This is a genomic window from Edaphosphingomonas laterariae, from assembly GCF_900188165.1.
In the GTDB taxonomy this organism is placed as follows: Bacteria; Pseudomonadota; Alphaproteobacteria; order Sphingomonadales; family Sphingomonadaceae; genus Sphingomonas_E; species Sphingomonas_E laterariae.
The window spans coordinates 21,606-36,265 of record NZ_FZOS01000009.1 but is presented as its reverse complement, the minus strand read 5'-3'; the positions used below and the strand labels follow the sequence as shown (position 1 = coordinate 36,265).

Genomic DNA, 14,660 nt, shown 5'->3' with positions numbered 1-14,660 from the left:
GCCGTTGCGCGGTCAGATGGCGAACTTGGCCCAGATCGGCAGATGATCCGATGCCCGTGACGATTTGGCCGAACGGTGCACCCCGCAGGCAAGGAGCTCCACCCCGCGCCCCAGCATGATCCGGTCGAGGCTGGCGACCGGGCGGCGGCTGTGAAAGCTCCGGCCGGTTTCGATGACCTGGAAGGCGGGAGAAAATTCCCGCAGGCAGCCGCCCGCCTTGGCCCATTCATTAAGATCGCCCATCATCACCGTCGGGATGCGCGATCGCGCGGCAACCTGCGCCAGAATGGCGCGCACCTGCCGCCGCCGCCACAGGCCGGACAGATCGAGATGCATGCCGACGATGCGGATGGGGCGGCCATGGACCGCCAGATCGGCGACCACGGCGCCGCGCGGTTCCAGCACCGGCAGGTGCAGCGGCGCGTGGGACAGGATGTTGACCCCGCGCTTCACCAGAATGGCATTGCCATGCCAGCCGATGCCGCCAGGGTGGATATCGTAATCAACCGGCTTGTAGGCGCTATGTTCGGCGATCATGTCCACGGGGATCGCCGAAACCCGCGATCCGAAGCGCATATCGGCTTCCTGCAGCGCGACGATATCGGCGTCGATTTCGTGCAGCACGTCGAGGATGCGACGCGGGTCGCGCTTGCGGTCGGTGCCCACCGCCTTGTGGATATTGTAGCTGGCGACGGTGATCGGCCCGGGGGCGGTCATGCGCCATCGCCCATATCTTGGGCGTCCGCCAGGATCGCGCGGGCGGCACCCTCGTCCTCATCGTCGATCATCAGCCGGATCGGGATGGCCATGCCCATCGCCTGCAGGCTCATTTCGAGGTCGAACAACACCGAAGGGATGCCTTCCGCTTCCAGCCGCGACTGGACGACGCCCGCTTCGAAGCTGTTGTAGAAGCGGGCGAGCTCGATGAGCGCCATCCCCCGGCTCCGTTCAGGCGGCGGTGCCGCCGACGGTGAGGCCTTCGATCAGCAGCGTCGGCTGGCCCACCCCGGCGGGCACGGACTGGCCGCCCTTGCCGCAAATGCCCACGCCTTCGTCCAGCGCCATATCGTTGCCGATCGCACGGATCTTGGTCAGCGCCGACGGGCCGTCGCCGATCAGCGTGGCGCCCTTGATCGGGGCGCCGATCTTCCCGTTTTCGATGCGATAGGCCTCGGTGCAGGAAAAGACGAACTTGCCCGAGGTGATATCGACCTGGCCGCCGCCGAAGCTGGTGGCGTAGATCCCGTTCTTGACGCTGCCGATGATTCCGGCGGGATCGTCGTTGCCGCCGAGCATGAAGGTGTTGGTCATGCGCGGCATCGGCGCATGGGCGAAGCTTTCGCGGCGGCCGTTGCCGGTGGCCGGCACGCCCATCAGCCGCGCGTTCAGCCGATCCTGCATATAGCCGACGAGGACGCCGTCCTCGATCAGCACGTTGCGCTGGGTCGGCGTGCCTTCGTCGTCGATCGTCAGCGATCCACGGCGCTGGCCGATCGCGCCGTCGTCGACCACGGTAACGCCGCGCGCCGCCACCTGCGTGCCGATCCGCCCGGAAAAGGCGGACGATCCCTTGCGGTTGAAATCGCCTTCCAGCCCATGACCGACGGCTTCGTGCAGCAGCACGCCGGGCCAGCCCGGGCCGCAGACCACGGTCATCTCGCCAGCGGGGGCGGGGACCGATTCGAGATTGACCAGCGCCTGGGCGAGCGCCGCGTCGATCGCGCGGTTCCACGTCGCCTCGGCGAACAGATCATCATAGAGATAACGCCCGCCAAGGCCGAAGAAGCCGCTTTCACGGCGGCCATTTTGTTCGGCGACGATCGACACGTTGAGCCGGACGAGCGGGCGCACGTCATGCGCGACGAAGCCGTCGGGGCGCACGATCTCGATCACGCTCCACGATCCCGAAAGCCCGACGGTGACCTGCGCGACGCGTGGATCGCGCGCGCGGGCGGCGGCGTCGATCTTCTGGCACAGTTCCACCTTCTTCGCGAAGGGCACGAGACCGAGTGGATCATCGGCCGTGTAGAGCGATGCGTTGGTGCGCCGTGGCGGCGGCGCCTTGGCGCCCGCTGCGGGATCGAGCAGCGTCAACGTCTCGGCGGCGCGGCGGATGGCGGCTTCGCTGATCTCGTTGGCGTGGGCGAAGGCCGTCGTCTCGCCCGAAATGCCGCGCAGGCCGAAACCGGCCTGGGTGTTGAAATCGGCGGTTTTCAGCCGGCCGTCGTCGAACCCGAAGCTCTCCGACGCCGCATATTGCAGATAGAGTTCGCCATCATCGCAGTTCTTCAGCGCGTCGGCGGTCAGGCGCAGAGCGCCATCGGGGTCCAGCGCATTGTCGCGGTAAAGGAAGCGGCGGGGGTCGAGGATCGTGCTCATGCCCACCGATATAGGCATGTCATGAGCAAAGTCGAAGGGATGATCAGTGGTCGGAACCGGCCGTTTCGTCCGCAGGGCCGCCGATCAGCACGAAGCGGCGATCGCAATAGCCGCAATCGGCGAAACCTTTTTCGTCGATCTCAAGCCAGACGCGGGGGTGGCCCAGCGCGGCGCCAGCGGGAATGTCGGTAGCCCCGTCGCAGGCGACGCGGGACGTGGTGACGCGGGTGGATTCGGGCGGCGGCAACATGAACGCCCCCCTAGCGCAGCCGAAGGCCGCGGTTCAAGCGGTCTGATGCGCGGCCGTTGCGGCGGCGCGGGCGGGATGCAGCGGCGTCAGCGTCGCCAGCATAGTGGCAAGGACGGCGGCGCAGGCCAGCGCGCGGCGCGATCGGCGGAGGTGCAGCTGGTGTAACATGCGTGCAGAATCGGCCATTCGCGTAAACGGGACGTGAAGGAAGCTGGTTAATGTCGTGTCGGTGACGATCCTTGCCGTCCCCTTTGCGCCACCGCCTGCGGGCCGCTAAAGCGGCGGGATGACCGACGCCGCGATCCGCATCCTCGATCTCGCCAAGACCTATGCCGGTGGCAAGCAGGCGCTGAAGGGCGTCAGCTTCGATGTGCCGCGCGGGCAGATTTTCGGCCTGCTCGGCCCCAATGGCGCGGGCAAGTCCACGCTGATCAACATCCTTTCCGGCATGGTCAACAAGACCAGCGGCACCGCCGAGATCTGGGGATTCGATATCGGCCGCGATCACCGCAACGCCAAGGCGTCGATCGGGATCGTGCCGCAGGAAATCGTGTTCGATCCCTTCTTCACGCCGTTCGAGACGCTGGAAATCCAGGCGGGCCTATATGGCGTGCCCAAGGAAAAGCGGCGGTCGATGGAGTTGCTCCGCGCCGTCCATCTCGACGACAAGGCCAATGCCTATGCCCGTTCGCTTTCGGGCGGGATGAAGCGCCGGCTGCTCGTCGCCAAGGCGATGGTGCATTCGCCGCCGGTGCTGGTGCTCGACGAACCGACCGCTGGTGTCGACGTGGAACTGCGCCAGCAGCTCTGGGCCTATGTCCGCGAACTCAACCGGGGCGGGGTGACGGTGGTGCTGACCACGCACTATCTGGAAGAGGCCGAGGAGCTGTGCGATCGCATCGCCATCATCAATCACGGCCAGCTCATCACCAACCAGCCGACTCGCGAACTCGTCAACATGGCGCGCGAAAAGGCGGTGGAGGTGACGGTCGATCGCGATCTCAAGGCGCCACCGGCCTCGCCATTGTTCGACCGGATCGAGCTCAAGAGCGAGCGGACGGTCGTCATCACCTATTGCAAGGACAAGCTGAACGCGGGCGGCGTGCTGGCGGCGTTGCAGGCCGAAGGGCTGGGCATCGTCGACGTTTCGACGCGCGAGGCGGATCTGGAAGACGTGTTCCTCAATCTCACGCGGTCGGCCAATGGCTAACAGCTTCGATGTCGTCATCATCGGTTCGGGCGCCGCGGGGCTGACCGCGGCGCTCAACCTCGCCGAAAAGCACCGTGTCGCGGTGATCGCCAAGGGCGGATTGTCCGAGGGGTCGACCGCCTGGGCGCAGGGCGGCATCGCCGCGGTGCTGGAGCCCGGCGATACCTTCGACGCGCATGTCGAGGATACGATGGTCGCCGGCGCCGGGCTCAACAACCGCGCCACGGTCGAATATGTCGTCGAGAACGCACCGCGCGCGATCGAGCGGCTGGCCGAGCTGGGCGTGCCGTTCAATCCGGGTGAATCCGAACGCTGGCACCTCACCCGCGAAGGCGGGCACAGCCATCGCCGGATCGTGCATGTCGACGATGCGACGGGCTGGGCCGTCCAGCAGGCGCTGGAAAAGGCGGCCTTCGCCAATCCGAACATCACGCTGGTGCCCGACATGGTGGCGATCGACCTCGTCACCGGCCGGCATGGCGAACGCTATTCGGGCGAAGGCCATGTCTGGGGCGTCTATGCGCTCAACCGCCAGACTGGCCGTGTCGAGCTGTTCACCGGCCGCGCGACCATATTGGCGACCGGCGGGGCGGGCCGCACCTATCTCTATTCGACGGCGCCGCGCGGCGCGACGGGCGACGGCATCGCGATGGCATGGCGCGCGGGCTGCCGCGTGTCGAACATGGAATTCATGCAGTTCCACCCGACCTGCCTCTACAATCTGGAGGTCAAGAACTTCCTGATCACCGAGGCCGTGCGCGGCGAAGGCGGGCAGCTGAAGATCCCGACCACCGGCCATCGCTTCATGCCCGATTTCGATCCGCGCGGCGAACTGGCGCCGCGCGACGTGGTGGCGCGCGCGATCGACCATGAAATCAAGCGGCTCGGCCTCGATTACGTCCATCTCGACATCAGCCACATGCCGCCGGATTTCGTGCGGGAGCATTTCCCCAACATCTATACCAAGCTGATGGGGCTGGGCATCGACATCACCACCCAGCCGATCCCGGTGGTGCCCGCCCAGCATTATACCTGCGGCGGCGTGCTGGTGGACCTCAAGGGCCGCACCGACCTGCCGGGCCTCTATGCGGCGGGCGAGGTGACGCAGTCGGGCCTCCACGGCGCCAATCGCCTCGCGTCCAACTCGCTGCTCGAATGCCTTGTTTTCGGCGAGGCGGCGGCCGGCCACATCATGCGGCATTGGGACGAGATGCCGGAAGCGCCGCCGATCCGCCCGTGGGACGAAAGCCGCGTGTCGGATTCGGACGAGGAAGTCATCGTCCAGCATAACTGGCGCGAAATCCGCCGCTTCATGTGGGATTATGTCGGCATCGTCCGCACCACCAAGCGGCTCGAGCGCGCGCACCATCGCATCAAGCTGCTGCGGCGCGAGGTGGAGGAATATTACGGCAATTTCCGCGTCAGCCCCGATCTGATCGAGCTGCGCAACCTGGTCGACGTGGCCGAACTCATCATCCGCTCGGCGCTTCGCCGCAAGGAAAGCCGGGGGCTCCACTATACGCTGGATTATCCCGACACGCTGGCCGAGGCGAAGGATACCGTGCTCGTACCATAGGTGCGGCGCCGCGCGACCGCAGGAACGGGCGCTTCCAAAGCGGGTGACCGGGGCGCTGACGCCCCGATCACCCTTTCGGATCAGATGACGCCCATCGCCTGCATCGCTTCGGCCACGCGGACGAAGCCGGTGACATTGGCGCCGAGCACATAATTGCCCGGTGCGCCGTAAGCTTCTGCGGTGTTGGCGCAGCTATCGTGGATGCGGCGCATGATCATCGCCAGACGGGCTTCGGTTTCCTCGAACGTCCAGCTGTCGCGCGAGGCGTTCTGCTGCATTTCGAGCGCCGATGTGGCGACGCCGCCGGCATTGGCCGCCTTGGCCGGGCCGAACAGGATGTTGGCGTTCTGGAACAGGCGAACGGCTTCGGGCGTGCACGGCATGTTGGCACCTTCGCCGACCGCGATCAGGCCGTTGCGGAGCAGGGTGGCCGCGTCATTGCCGTTGAGCTCGTTCTGCGTGGCCGAAGGCAGGGCGACGTCGCAGGGCACATCCCAGACCGAGCCTTGTTCGGCGGAATAGGCGCCGGCGCCCTTCAGGCGTGCATATTCGGACAGCCGCTCGCGGCGGACGAGCTTGATTTCCTTCAGGATCTCAAGGTCGATGCCGGCTTCGTCGACGATGAAGCCCGACGAATCCGAACAGGCGACGACCTTGCCGCCGAATTCCTTGATCTTTTCGATCGCGAAGATCGCGACATTGCCCGAGCCCGAGACGATCGCGCGCTTGCCTTCGAGGCTGTCGCCGCGCGTCTTGAGCATCTGATCCATGAAATAGACCGCGCCATAGCCCGTCGCCTCGGTGCGTGCGCGCGAGCCGCCATAGATCAGCCCCTTGCCAGTCAGCACGCCGGCTTCGTAGCGGTTGGTGAGCCGCTTATACTGGCCGAACAGATAGCCGATCTCGCGCGCGCCGACGCCGATATCGCCCGCCGGCACGTCCGTATATTCGCCGAGATGGCGATAGAGCTCGGTCATGAAGGACTGGCAGAAGCGCATGATTTCGCCATCGGAACGGCCGCGCGGGTTGAAATCGGACCCACCCTTGCCGCCGCCGATCGGCAGGCCGGTCAGCGCATTCTTGAAGGTCTGTTCGAAACCCAGGAACTTGATGATGCCGACATTGACCGACGGGTGGAAGCGCAGGCCGCCCTTATAGGGGCCAAGCGCCGAGTTGAACTGGACGCGGAAGCCGCGATTGATGTGCGTCTGGCCCTTATCGTCCACCCAGGGAATGCGGAAGATGATCTGCCGTTCGGGTTCGCAGATCCGCTCGATCAGCGCATTATCCATATATTCCGGGTGCTTGGCGACGACGGTGCCAAGGCTTTCGAGCACTTCTTCGACTGCCTGGTGAAATTCGGTCTCGCCGGCGTTGCGCCGCAGGACGTCTTCAAAGATGGGCAGCAGCTTTTCGTCGATCCGGGGCAATGTCCTGTCTCCTTTGTGCATGTGAACGGAATGGCGTCCCGGCCGCCGGGCATCGGCGTCGGGGGAATGGCCCTTAGAAAGGGATGGCTTGGGCTGACCCGCTGCTCCGCAGGGCGTGGCGATGATCGCCGTGCGGATAGCCGGACGCGCGCGCGCGGGCGGCAGGCGAGGCACCGGCAAATGCCGGCGCCGTAAGGGTCAGATATTCACGTTCGGGAGCTTGGAGATGGACGGAGAGATGCTCTCCGGTCGGCATGGTCATGGCGCTTGATCTCGGCAGGGGGAGGGCGCGCCGCTGCAGGGCGTGCCGCAATCTCTTGCTGACCCCGGGCCCGGGGCATCGAGCGCCGTAACCCGGGGCTAGATGCCCGCGAGAAGCTGCCCCCCTTGGTAGCGGAAGCGCACATGGTCGCTGCGTGAATGCATGGCGGACCCGTTGCACGCGTGGGGCGGATTAGTCAAACCCGCAGGCGTGGGCGGCTTCTTCGCGCAATCACAGGCCGCCGCCGGGCAGAAAAGCCGCCGCGCTGCGCCAGAGCATGTAGAGTGCAACGACGAAGATCAGCCCGGCGAAGATGGTGGTAAGCCGCCCGGTCTGGCCGCCCAGCCGTGCGGCGAGGCGCGTGCCGGCAATGCTGCCCGCGACGCCGCCCAGGACGAACACCAGCGCCAGCGGCCAATCGACAAGGCCTGAAAAGGCGTAGTTGGCGGCCGTCGTCAGGCCGAACGCGGTGACCGCGACCAGCGATGTCCCGACCGCCATCAACATCGGCATTCCCGTCGAGGCGACGAGGCCCGGCACGATCAGGAAGCCGCCGCCAATCCCGAAAAAGCCTGAGAAAACACCCGAGCCCAGCCCATAGGCGACCACCTTGGGGGCCTTTTCGCGATTGCATTCCGCGCCGGGATTGCCCGGATTGCCGCGCCCCCTGAGCATCAACGCGCCGACCAGTAGCATCACCAAAGCGAACAGGAACAGCAGCTTGTCGCCATCGACCATCTTGCCGAAGGTCGATCCGGCGAGCGCGCCGACGATGCCGGCGGCCGCATAGATGCCGCCGCAGCGCCATTTGACATGATGGGCGCGGGCATGGCTGGCGAGCCCTGCGGCGGCATTGGCGGCGACGGCGAGCGCGCTCGTGCCGATTGCGACATGGGCGTTGGGCACGCCGACCAGATAGACCATCAATGGAACGGCGAGGATCGAGCCGCCGCCGCCGACAAGGCCGAGGACGAAGCCCACCAGCCCCCCGGAAACGGCGCCGAGCCCATATTGGAGCATATCCATCATCGCGGGGTCATGATTGGAGGCTGGTGCCGATCGGTTGCGGCCGGACCATCCATTCGCGACCCTTGAGCATGCCGTGCCAATAGACGGGGGGCAGAATGCTATCCTTGAGCAGCCACGACAGGCGCGAGGGGCGGGTGCCGTCGATCAGCCAGCGGGGGAAGCTGGGCAGCAATTTCCCGCCATAGCCGAATTCGGCCAGCACGATCCTGCCGGCTTCGACCGTGAGCGGGCAGCTGCCATAGCCGTCATAAGCGGCGACCGGGGGCCTGCCATCGAGCGCGGCAAGCGCGTTGACCGCCACCACCGGCGCCTGCTTGCGCGCCGCCGCGGCCGTCTTGGCATTGGAGGTGGCGCAGGCATCGCCCAGTGCGAAGATTTCGGGATGGCGCGGGTGGCGCAAGGTCGCCTCGTCGACCTCGACGAAGCCCGACGCGGCCGCCAGCGGGCTCGATCGGATGAAGTCCGGCGCGATCTGGGGTGGGACGACATGGATCATGTCGAACCGTTCCGCGATCTGCCTCGTCCCTTCGCTGTCGCTCTGTTGGAAGATGGCGGTTCGCGCCGCGCCGTCGACCGCGACCAGCTTCGACCCGAAATTGAGATGGATGCCGTAGCGATCGACATATTCCATCAGCGCGGGAATATAATCGGGCACGCCGAACAGCGCGGCGCCCGCCGAATGGAACTGGACGTTGCTGCGGGCCAGAATGCCCGACTTTTCCCAGCGATGGCAGGAGAGATACATCGCCTTTTGCGGCGCGCCCGCGCATTTGATCGGCATCACGGGCTGGGTGAACAGCGCCCGCCCGCCCTGAAACTCCCTGGCGAGCCGGTGGGTATAGGGCGCCAGATCGTAGCGATAATTGGATGTTACGCCGTTGCGGCCCAGCGTTTCGGCGAGCCCGGGAATCGCATCCCAGTCGAGCTTGAGGCCGGGGCAGACGATGAGCACGGCATAGCTGATATGACGGCCATCGGACAGGATCACCTGCTTGTCGTCGGGGCAGAACTGGACGGCTGACGCCTTGATCCATCGCGCGCCCTTGGGGATCAGCCCGGCCTGTTTGCGGCGGGTGACGCTGCTGTTGAAGACCCCGGCGCCGACCATCGTCCAGCCCGGCTGGTAATAATGCACGTCGCTGGGTTCGACGATCGCAAGGCGGATTCCGCGCCGGCGCTTGAGGATGCTGGCGGCCGTGGCCATCCCCGCGCTGCCGCCGCCGACGATGACGATGTCGTAGCGGGCGGCATCGGCGTCGACGGCCCCTGCCATCCGGGCGAGAGCTTCGGCCCGGGCGCCGGAGCGGCAATAGGCCAGCGCCGGCGCGGGACAGCTGTCGAGCGCGGATCGCATCGCGGCGGTATCGGCGTCGGTCAGCGCGCCGGCGACCGCCGGGATATGCACGAAGGCGAGGCCGGCCGCATCGGCCGCCGCGCGAATGTCCGCCGCCACCGGCTGGTCCGCGCTCTCGCCATCGGGCCGGTTGCAGATGATCGTGCGGAACCCGGCCTGCGCGATGCGCTGCACATCCTGCGGCAGCAATTGCGCGGCAACGGAAAGGCGCGGGGTGAGCGGCTTGATGTCCATGGGGATACTCCTTGCGCGGGCGGTGCCGATCAGCGTGTCGTGAAGCGGTGGAGCGCCATGCCGGCGAGCATCGCCAGGACGAAGGGCGCGGCCGAGGCAGGCGCGAGCGCGAGGCCGGCGATCGCGGGGCCGGGGCAGAGCCCGCCCAGGCCCCAGCCGATCCCGAACAGGATCGCGCCGAAAGCGAGCTTGCCATCGAGGCGACGGGTTTCGGGCAGGCTGAACCGGGAATCGGCGAACGGCCGTTCCAGCCGTCGCTGGACGCGCCAGGCCAGTGCCATCGGCAGGATCGCGCCGGCCATCACGAAGGCGAGCGTTGGATCCCATGCGCCGAACAGATCGAGAAAGGCGCGCACGCGCATCGGATCGGCCATGCCTGAGATGACAAGGCCCGCGCCGAACAGCGTGCCGGACAGCAGGGCGAGCAGCAGCGCCATCACAGCCATCCCGTTGCGCGCATGGCTGCGACCGTCACGAAGCCGCTCGCCATGAACAGCAGGGTCGCCACCAGCGAACGGCGCGACAGGCGCGACAGCCCGCAGACGCCATGGCCGCTGGTGCAACCCGACCCCAGGCTTGTCCCGATGCCGACGATCAGCCCGGCGACGATGAGCACGCCGGTCGCCGGGAAGCTGACCCTGATTCCGCCCGTGACGCTGGCGACAAGCAACGCGCCGAGCGGCAGGCCCAGGATGAAGGCCAGCGCGATGCCGCGCGGCGCGCCGGTTCGCGCGATGCCGGCGGCGCGCGCCGCCAGGCCGCTGACCCCGGCAATCCGGCCAAGACCGAGCAGCATGATCGCAGCGGCGACGCCGATCATCGCGCCGCCGATCAGCCCGGCGACCGGCTGGGCGTCAGGAAGGGAAGCGGCGATCACAGCTGGTTCATCGGGATCTTGAGATAGACGATGCCATTGTCTTCAGCCGGCGGCAGGTGCCCGGCCCGCATGTTGACCTGCACCGACGGCAGGATGAGCCGGGGCACGGCGAGCGTGCGATCGCGGCTTTCGCGCATCGCCACGAAGGCGTCTTCGCTGATCCCGTCGTGGGCATGGACATTGGCAAGGCGCTGGTCCGCGACGCTGGTTTCCCAGACATAATGGTCGCGCCCTTCGGGAAGATAATCGTGGCACATGAACAGCCGGGTTTCGGCCGGCAGTTCGAGCAGCCGGCGGAGCGAGCGGAACAGGGTGCGGGCATCGCCGCCCGGAAAATCGGCGCGCGCCGTGCCATAATCCGGCATGAACATGGTGTCGCCGACGAAGACAGCGTCGCCGATCACATAAGCGACGCAGGCCGGCGTGTGGCCCGGCACGTGCAGCACTGTGACGGGGATATTGCCGATCGCGAAGGTGTCGCCATCCAACCAGAGTCGATCGAAATCGGACCCGTCACGCGCGAAATCGCTGCCCGCGTTGAACAGGGTGCCGAAGGTCTGCTGCACCTCGCGGATATGGGCGCCGATGGCGATGCGGCCGCCCAGCTTCTGCTGGAGATAGGGCGCGGCCGACAGGTGATCGGCATGGGCGTGGGTTTCCAGATGCCAGTCGACCGTCAAGCCTTGTTCGCCGACATAGGCAATGATGGGATTGGCGGCATCGGGCGACGTGCGCCCCGCAGCGGGATCATAGGGCAGCACGCTGTCGATCACGGCGGCGCGCCGCGTTTCCGCGTCATGGACGACATAGCTGACCGTGAAGGTCGGCGCGTCGAAGAAGGCCTTGATGACAAGCCCGTCTTTGGCCGCGCCGGCGATCTGCGCCGAGGCGTTGGTGAGGGCGGTATCGGGCATCGCAACATCCATTGATTTCATATTTACAATAATCATGTATTTATAAACTGTGAAAGTGTCAAGGGCTTGCCATGCCGGCGGCCCGCTTGCAGGAACCGGATATGGACGATGTGACGATGAGCACCGCGGAGCCGCTGCGGATCGGCGACAGCGCGCCCGATTTTCAGGCGCGTTCGACGCAGGGGGATTTCCAGCTGTCCGCGCTGCGCGGCGAGTGGGTGGTCTTCTTTTCGCACCCGGCCGATTTTACGCCGGTCTGCAGCACGGAATTCGCGGCCTTGGCGCGGCGCCAGGCGGAATTCGATGCGCTCGGCTGCCGGCTGGTCGGGCTGTCGGTCGACAGCCTCTACGCCCATCTGGCCTGGGTGCGCGCGCTACGCGAGCTGTTTGACGTCGAGATCGCCTTCCCGATCATCGAGGATCCCAGCATGGCGGTGGGGCGGGCTTATGGCATGATCAGCGATGCTGCCGCCGACAGCATGACGATGCGGTCGACCTTCTTCATCGACCCCGACGGTATCATCCGCGCGATCACCTGCTACCCGCACAATGTCGGCCGCTCGGTCGAGGAGATGCTGCGCCTGCTGCGGGCGTTGCAGCAGGTGGATGGCGCTGATGTCCTGACGCCCGAGGGATGGAACGAAGGCAAGCCGGTGCTGCTGCCGGCCGATGAACAGGCCGACGCCGGGTCGGACTGGTTCTGTCGCTTCGCGGATCGGCCATGAAGGCGTTCTATGAGGATCGCGACGCGGCGGGTCTGGCGGCCGAGAAGATCAAGATCTTCGCCCAGCCGCAGCGGCTGATGATCCTGTCATGCCTGCTGCGCGGCGAACGCAATGTCGGCGAGATCGCGGAGATTACCGGGCTGGTGCAGCCGGCGCTCAGCCAGCAGCTTGGCGAATTGCGGCGCGCCGAACTGGTGCAGACCCGCAAGGAGGCCAAGCAGGTCTGGTATATGCTGGCGGACGAGGATGTGGCGCTGTGCGTACGCACCATCGAAGCCATTTTCGGCGGCGACGGGATGCCTGCGCTGCCGCCAGCGGGCCGGACGATGCCGGCGGCGGGCGCCGTCCCGGGGCCCCGCCGACAGGGCGTCGCCGGCTTCGCCCGAATTCTTTGAACGCCGCCAGCCAAAGATCTGCCTGTTCGCCGTCGCGGACCGCCACCTTCGCCGATCAGGAATCCCGGCGCGCCATGGCCTGCGCCATGTTGGTGAAGGCTTCGCCGACCATCGCCGCCACATCGGGGCCGACGCCGGTTTCGGCGAAGGCGCGGGCCATGGCGTCGAGCCATTGGCGGGCGGTTTCGGGCGTCACCCGGATATTGCCATGGGCGGACATCACACAGGCGCCCGGCCGATCGGTGAACCAATCCTGCGGGCCGCCCAGCCAGGCGATCAGGAAACCGGTGAGCGAGGCGCGCATCGGCGCCAGATCGGGCGCGTGGATCGCGCGCAGCTCGGCATATTGCGGTTCGCCGTCCATCAGATCGTAGAAGCGATCGACGATGCGGGCGATCACCGCGTCACCGCCGATCCGGTGATAGGGCAGGGTCTGGGCGTCCAAGATCATCTCCTTACGGCCCTTGCCCTGCGCGCTTCGCTGCGTGTCCGCAAGGGCGATGTGGCGGCCGGGGCGCGGGCGGCGGGGTGGCCGATCGGGCTTATTGCGCGGTCCAGGCGGCCAGATTCTCCTCCTGCCCGATCAGCGCCAGCCCGTGGGCGATCGAGGTGAGTTCGCCACCGGTGGCGATTTTTTCCCCACCGAAACGCTGTTCGAACAGCCGGCGGATGGCGGGGATCAGCGATGACCCGCCGGTCAGGAACACCCGGTCCACCGTGTCAGTCGCGACACCGGCATTGGCGAGCGTCTGATCGACGGTCGCCTCGATCCGCGCGACATCTTCGGCGATCCAGCCTTCGAAGTCGCTGCGGCTGACCTCGGCGTCGATCGCAAGGCCGCCGCCGGTGAAGTGGAACGGCGCATGTTCGGCGCTGGACAGCGCGCGCTTGAGCTGGCCGACCGCATCGTAGAGCGGATAGCCGAGTTCATTGTCGATCAGCGCGATCATCCGGCCGATGGCATCGGGATCGACCGCGGCCTTTTGCAGCCGGCGGAGTTCCTCCATCGTGCGGCGATTGCGCATCAGTGCCAGCCGCGACCAATCGGCGAAATCGGTGAAATAGCCGCGCGGGATTTCCAGCACCTTGTCGAAGGAGCGGTAGCTGCCGCCCTTGCCCAGCATCGGCAGGATCAGCCGGTCGACGATGCGATAATCGAAGCGATCGCCGGCGATGCCGATGCCGGCCGAGCCCAGCGGCACGCAGCGCCGCGCATCCCCCGGCGCACCGATGCGGACGATCGAGAAATCGCTGGTGCCGCCGCCGAAATCGGCGACCAGGATGGTGGCGGGATCGGTGATCCGCGATGCATAGCTGAACGCCGCGCCGAGCGGTTCGTGGACATAATGGATTTCGGTGCCGAAGCCTTCGAACATGCGATCATAGCGTTGCCGCGCCAGCACGGGATCGGGCCGGCCGCCGGCATATTCGACGGGCCGGCCGACGATGATCCGTTCGGGCCGGTCGTTCAGCCGCCCGCCCGCATGGGCGACCATCCGTTCGATGAAGTGACGGCCTAGCTCTTCGAAGCGGAAGCGTTTTTCGAACACGGTGGCATGTTCGAAGGCGGCGCTGGCGGCGACCGACTTGAACGACTGGATGAAGCGGCTGTCCTGCGGATATTCCAGATATTCGGCGATCGCCCACGGGCCCGCCTCATGTGCCAGCCCGCCGCGCACGCCATCATCATGCCAATAGCACAGGGCTGAACGGAAGACCGCGCCGGTGGCGCCATCGCCGGCGAAGGACAGCAGGTCCGATTGCCCGGGCGCGTCGGCCAGGGCGACGACGCTGTTGGTCGTGCCGAAATCGAGGCCGAGCGCGGCGCGTGACATGGCGGGGGTCTCCACGGAAAGAAGCGGCGGATGGGAAAGGGCCGGCGCCTATGAACCCCGGGGCCCGCCGCCGCAAGCCATGATGGCCCGGTTGCCGCGCCTTTGCCGGGCGGCTTTCGATCCCATGGCATCGGATGGCGGCTTCATGATGTTGCGATATTGCGATTTTCGAGCTGGGGATGATTCCGTC

17 protein-coding genes are annotated in these 14,660 nt (G+C 66.6%); 4 read left to right on the top strand and 13 right to left on the bottom strand.

All coding sequences use genetic code 11. The features are described 5' to 3' along the window. Window positions 1-12 precede the first annotated feature (12 nt). Genes CHB74_RS09965 through CHB74_RS22630 form a run of 5 tightly spaced genes read right to left on the bottom strand, consistent with a single transcriptional unit; the run spans window position 13 to window position 2,797 of the window. On the bottom strand, window positions 13-717 hold the full coding sequence (locus tag CHB74_RS09965) for an endonuclease/exonuclease/phosphatase family protein (protein WP_089219490.1): 705 nt from the start codon (window positions 715-717) through the stop codon (window positions 13-15). Continuing rightward, window positions 714-935, bottom strand: coding sequence for a putative signal transducing protein (locus tag CHB74_RS09960; protein ID WP_089219489.1), 222 nt, complete (start codon window positions 933-935; stop codon window positions 714-716). The genes CHB74_RS09965 and CHB74_RS09960 overlap by 4 nt, the downstream gene beginning before the upstream one ends. Before the next feature lie 13 nt (window positions 936-948). Next, the gene (gene tldD / locus CHB74_RS09955; protein WP_089219488.1) at window positions 949-2,379 is read right to left on the bottom strand and encodes a metalloprotease TldD; all 1,431 of its coding nucleotides are present in this window, start codon (window positions 2,377-2,379) and stop codon (window positions 949-951) included. 43 nt (window positions 2,380-2,422) lie between these two features. After that, a complete protein-coding gene (locus CHB74_RS09950) occupies window positions 2,423-2,629 on the bottom strand; it encodes a zinc-finger domain-containing protein (RefSeq protein WP_089219487.1) in 207 nt (68 codons plus the stop codon). A gap of 33 nt (window positions 2,630-2,662) precedes the next feature. Then, on the bottom strand, window positions 2,663-2,797 hold the full coding sequence (locus CHB74_RS22630) for a hypothetical protein (protein WP_281253533.1): 135 nt from the start codon (window positions 2,795-2,797) through the stop codon (window positions 2,663-2,665). Window positions 2,798-2,915: 118 nt separating this feature from the next. Between CHB74_RS22630 and CHB74_RS09945 the strand changes: the two genes are divergently transcribed. Together CHB74_RS09945 and nadB are read left to right on the top strand one after the other, a co-directional pair. Further along, complete coding sequence (locus CHB74_RS09945) at window positions 2,916-3,839, top strand: ABC transporter ATP-binding protein (protein WP_089219486.1); 924 nt, start codon at window positions 2,916-2,918, stop codon at window positions 3,837-3,839. Further along, window positions 3,832-5,415: an L-aspartate oxidase gene (gene nadB, locus CHB74_RS09940; protein WP_089219485.1), complete on the top strand. Its 1,584-nt coding sequence runs from the start codon at window positions 3,832-3,834 to the stop codon at window positions 5,413-5,415. Before CHB74_RS09945 ends, nadB begins: the two co-directional genes overlap by 8 nt. An 80-nt stretch (window positions 5,416-5,495) precedes the next feature. On the opposite strand, the gene gdhA is transcribed toward nadB, so the two are convergent. The 6 genes from gdhA to CHB74_RS09910 all read right to left on the bottom strand — a co-directional run bounded on the left by gdhA (window position 5,496) and on the right by CHB74_RS09910 (window position 11,515). After that, window positions 5,496-6,845, bottom strand: coding sequence for an NADP-specific glutamate dehydrogenase (gene gdhA / locus CHB74_RS09935; RefSeq protein WP_218821417.1), 1,350 nt, complete (start codon window positions 6,843-6,845; stop codon window positions 5,496-5,498). Window positions 6,846-7,338: 493 nt separating this feature from the next. Beyond that, the gene (locus CHB74_RS09930) at window positions 7,339-8,136 is read right to left on the bottom strand and encodes a sulfite exporter TauE/SafE family protein (protein ID WP_089219483.1); all 798 of its coding nucleotides are present in this window, start codon (window positions 8,134-8,136) and stop codon (window positions 7,339-7,341) included. Between the two features lie 7 nt (window positions 8,137-8,143). Beyond that, window positions 8,144-9,724 (bottom strand): bifunctional protein tyrosine phosphatase family protein/NAD(P)/FAD-dependent oxidoreductase, encoded by a 1,581-nt coding sequence (locus CHB74_RS09925; RefSeq protein WP_089219482.1) that lies wholly within the window; start codon window positions 9,722-9,724, stop codon window positions 8,144-8,146. 29 nt (window positions 9,725-9,753) lie between these two features. Beyond that, a complete protein-coding gene (locus CHB74_RS09920; protein WP_179220796.1) occupies window positions 9,754-10,161 on the bottom strand; it encodes a DUF6691 family protein in 408 nt (135 codons plus the stop codon). Continuing rightward, window positions 10,161-10,598, bottom strand: a complete 438-nt coding sequence (locus CHB74_RS09915; RefSeq protein ID WP_089219595.1) for a YeeE/YedE family protein — start codon at window positions 10,596-10,598, stop codon at window positions 10,161-10,163. The genes CHB74_RS09920 and CHB74_RS09915 overlap by 1 nt, the downstream gene beginning before the upstream one ends. Continuing rightward, window positions 10,598-11,515 carry an MBL fold metallo-hydrolase gene (locus tag CHB74_RS09910; protein WP_089219594.1) on the bottom strand — a complete coding sequence of 306 codons (918 nt, stop codon included), beginning with the start codon at window positions 11,513-11,515 and terminating at the stop codon, window positions 10,598-10,600. Before CHB74_RS09910 ends, CHB74_RS09915 begins: the two co-directional genes overlap by 1 nt. A 101-nt stretch (window positions 11,516-11,616) precedes the next feature. Here CHB74_RS09910 and CHB74_RS09905 point away from each other — a divergent pair, with 101 nt between their 5' ends. Together CHB74_RS09905 and CHB74_RS09900 are read left to right on the top strand one after the other, a co-directional pair. Beyond that, on the top strand, window positions 11,617-12,240 hold the full coding sequence (locus CHB74_RS09905; RefSeq protein ID WP_089219593.1) for a peroxiredoxin: 624 nt from the start codon (window positions 11,617-11,619) through the stop codon (window positions 12,238-12,240). Further along, entirely contained in the window at window positions 12,237-12,635 is a 399-nt protein-coding gene (locus CHB74_RS09900) for an ArsR/SmtB family transcription factor (protein WP_089219481.1), read from the top strand. The genes CHB74_RS09905 and CHB74_RS09900 overlap by 4 nt, the downstream gene beginning before the upstream one ends. Before the next feature lie 55 nt (window positions 12,636-12,690). Here CHB74_RS09900 and CHB74_RS09895 read toward each other — a convergent pair whose 3' ends face one another. Further along, entirely contained in the window at window positions 12,691-13,080 is a 390-nt protein-coding gene (locus CHB74_RS09895; protein ID WP_425442264.1) for a group II truncated hemoglobin, read from the bottom strand. Between the two features lie 97 nt (window positions 13,081-13,177). Next, entirely contained in the window at window positions 13,178-14,470 is a 1,293-nt protein-coding gene (locus CHB74_RS09890; protein WP_089219479.1) for an Hsp70 family protein, read from the bottom strand. Between the last annotated feature and the right edge of the window lie 190 nt (window positions 14,471-14,660).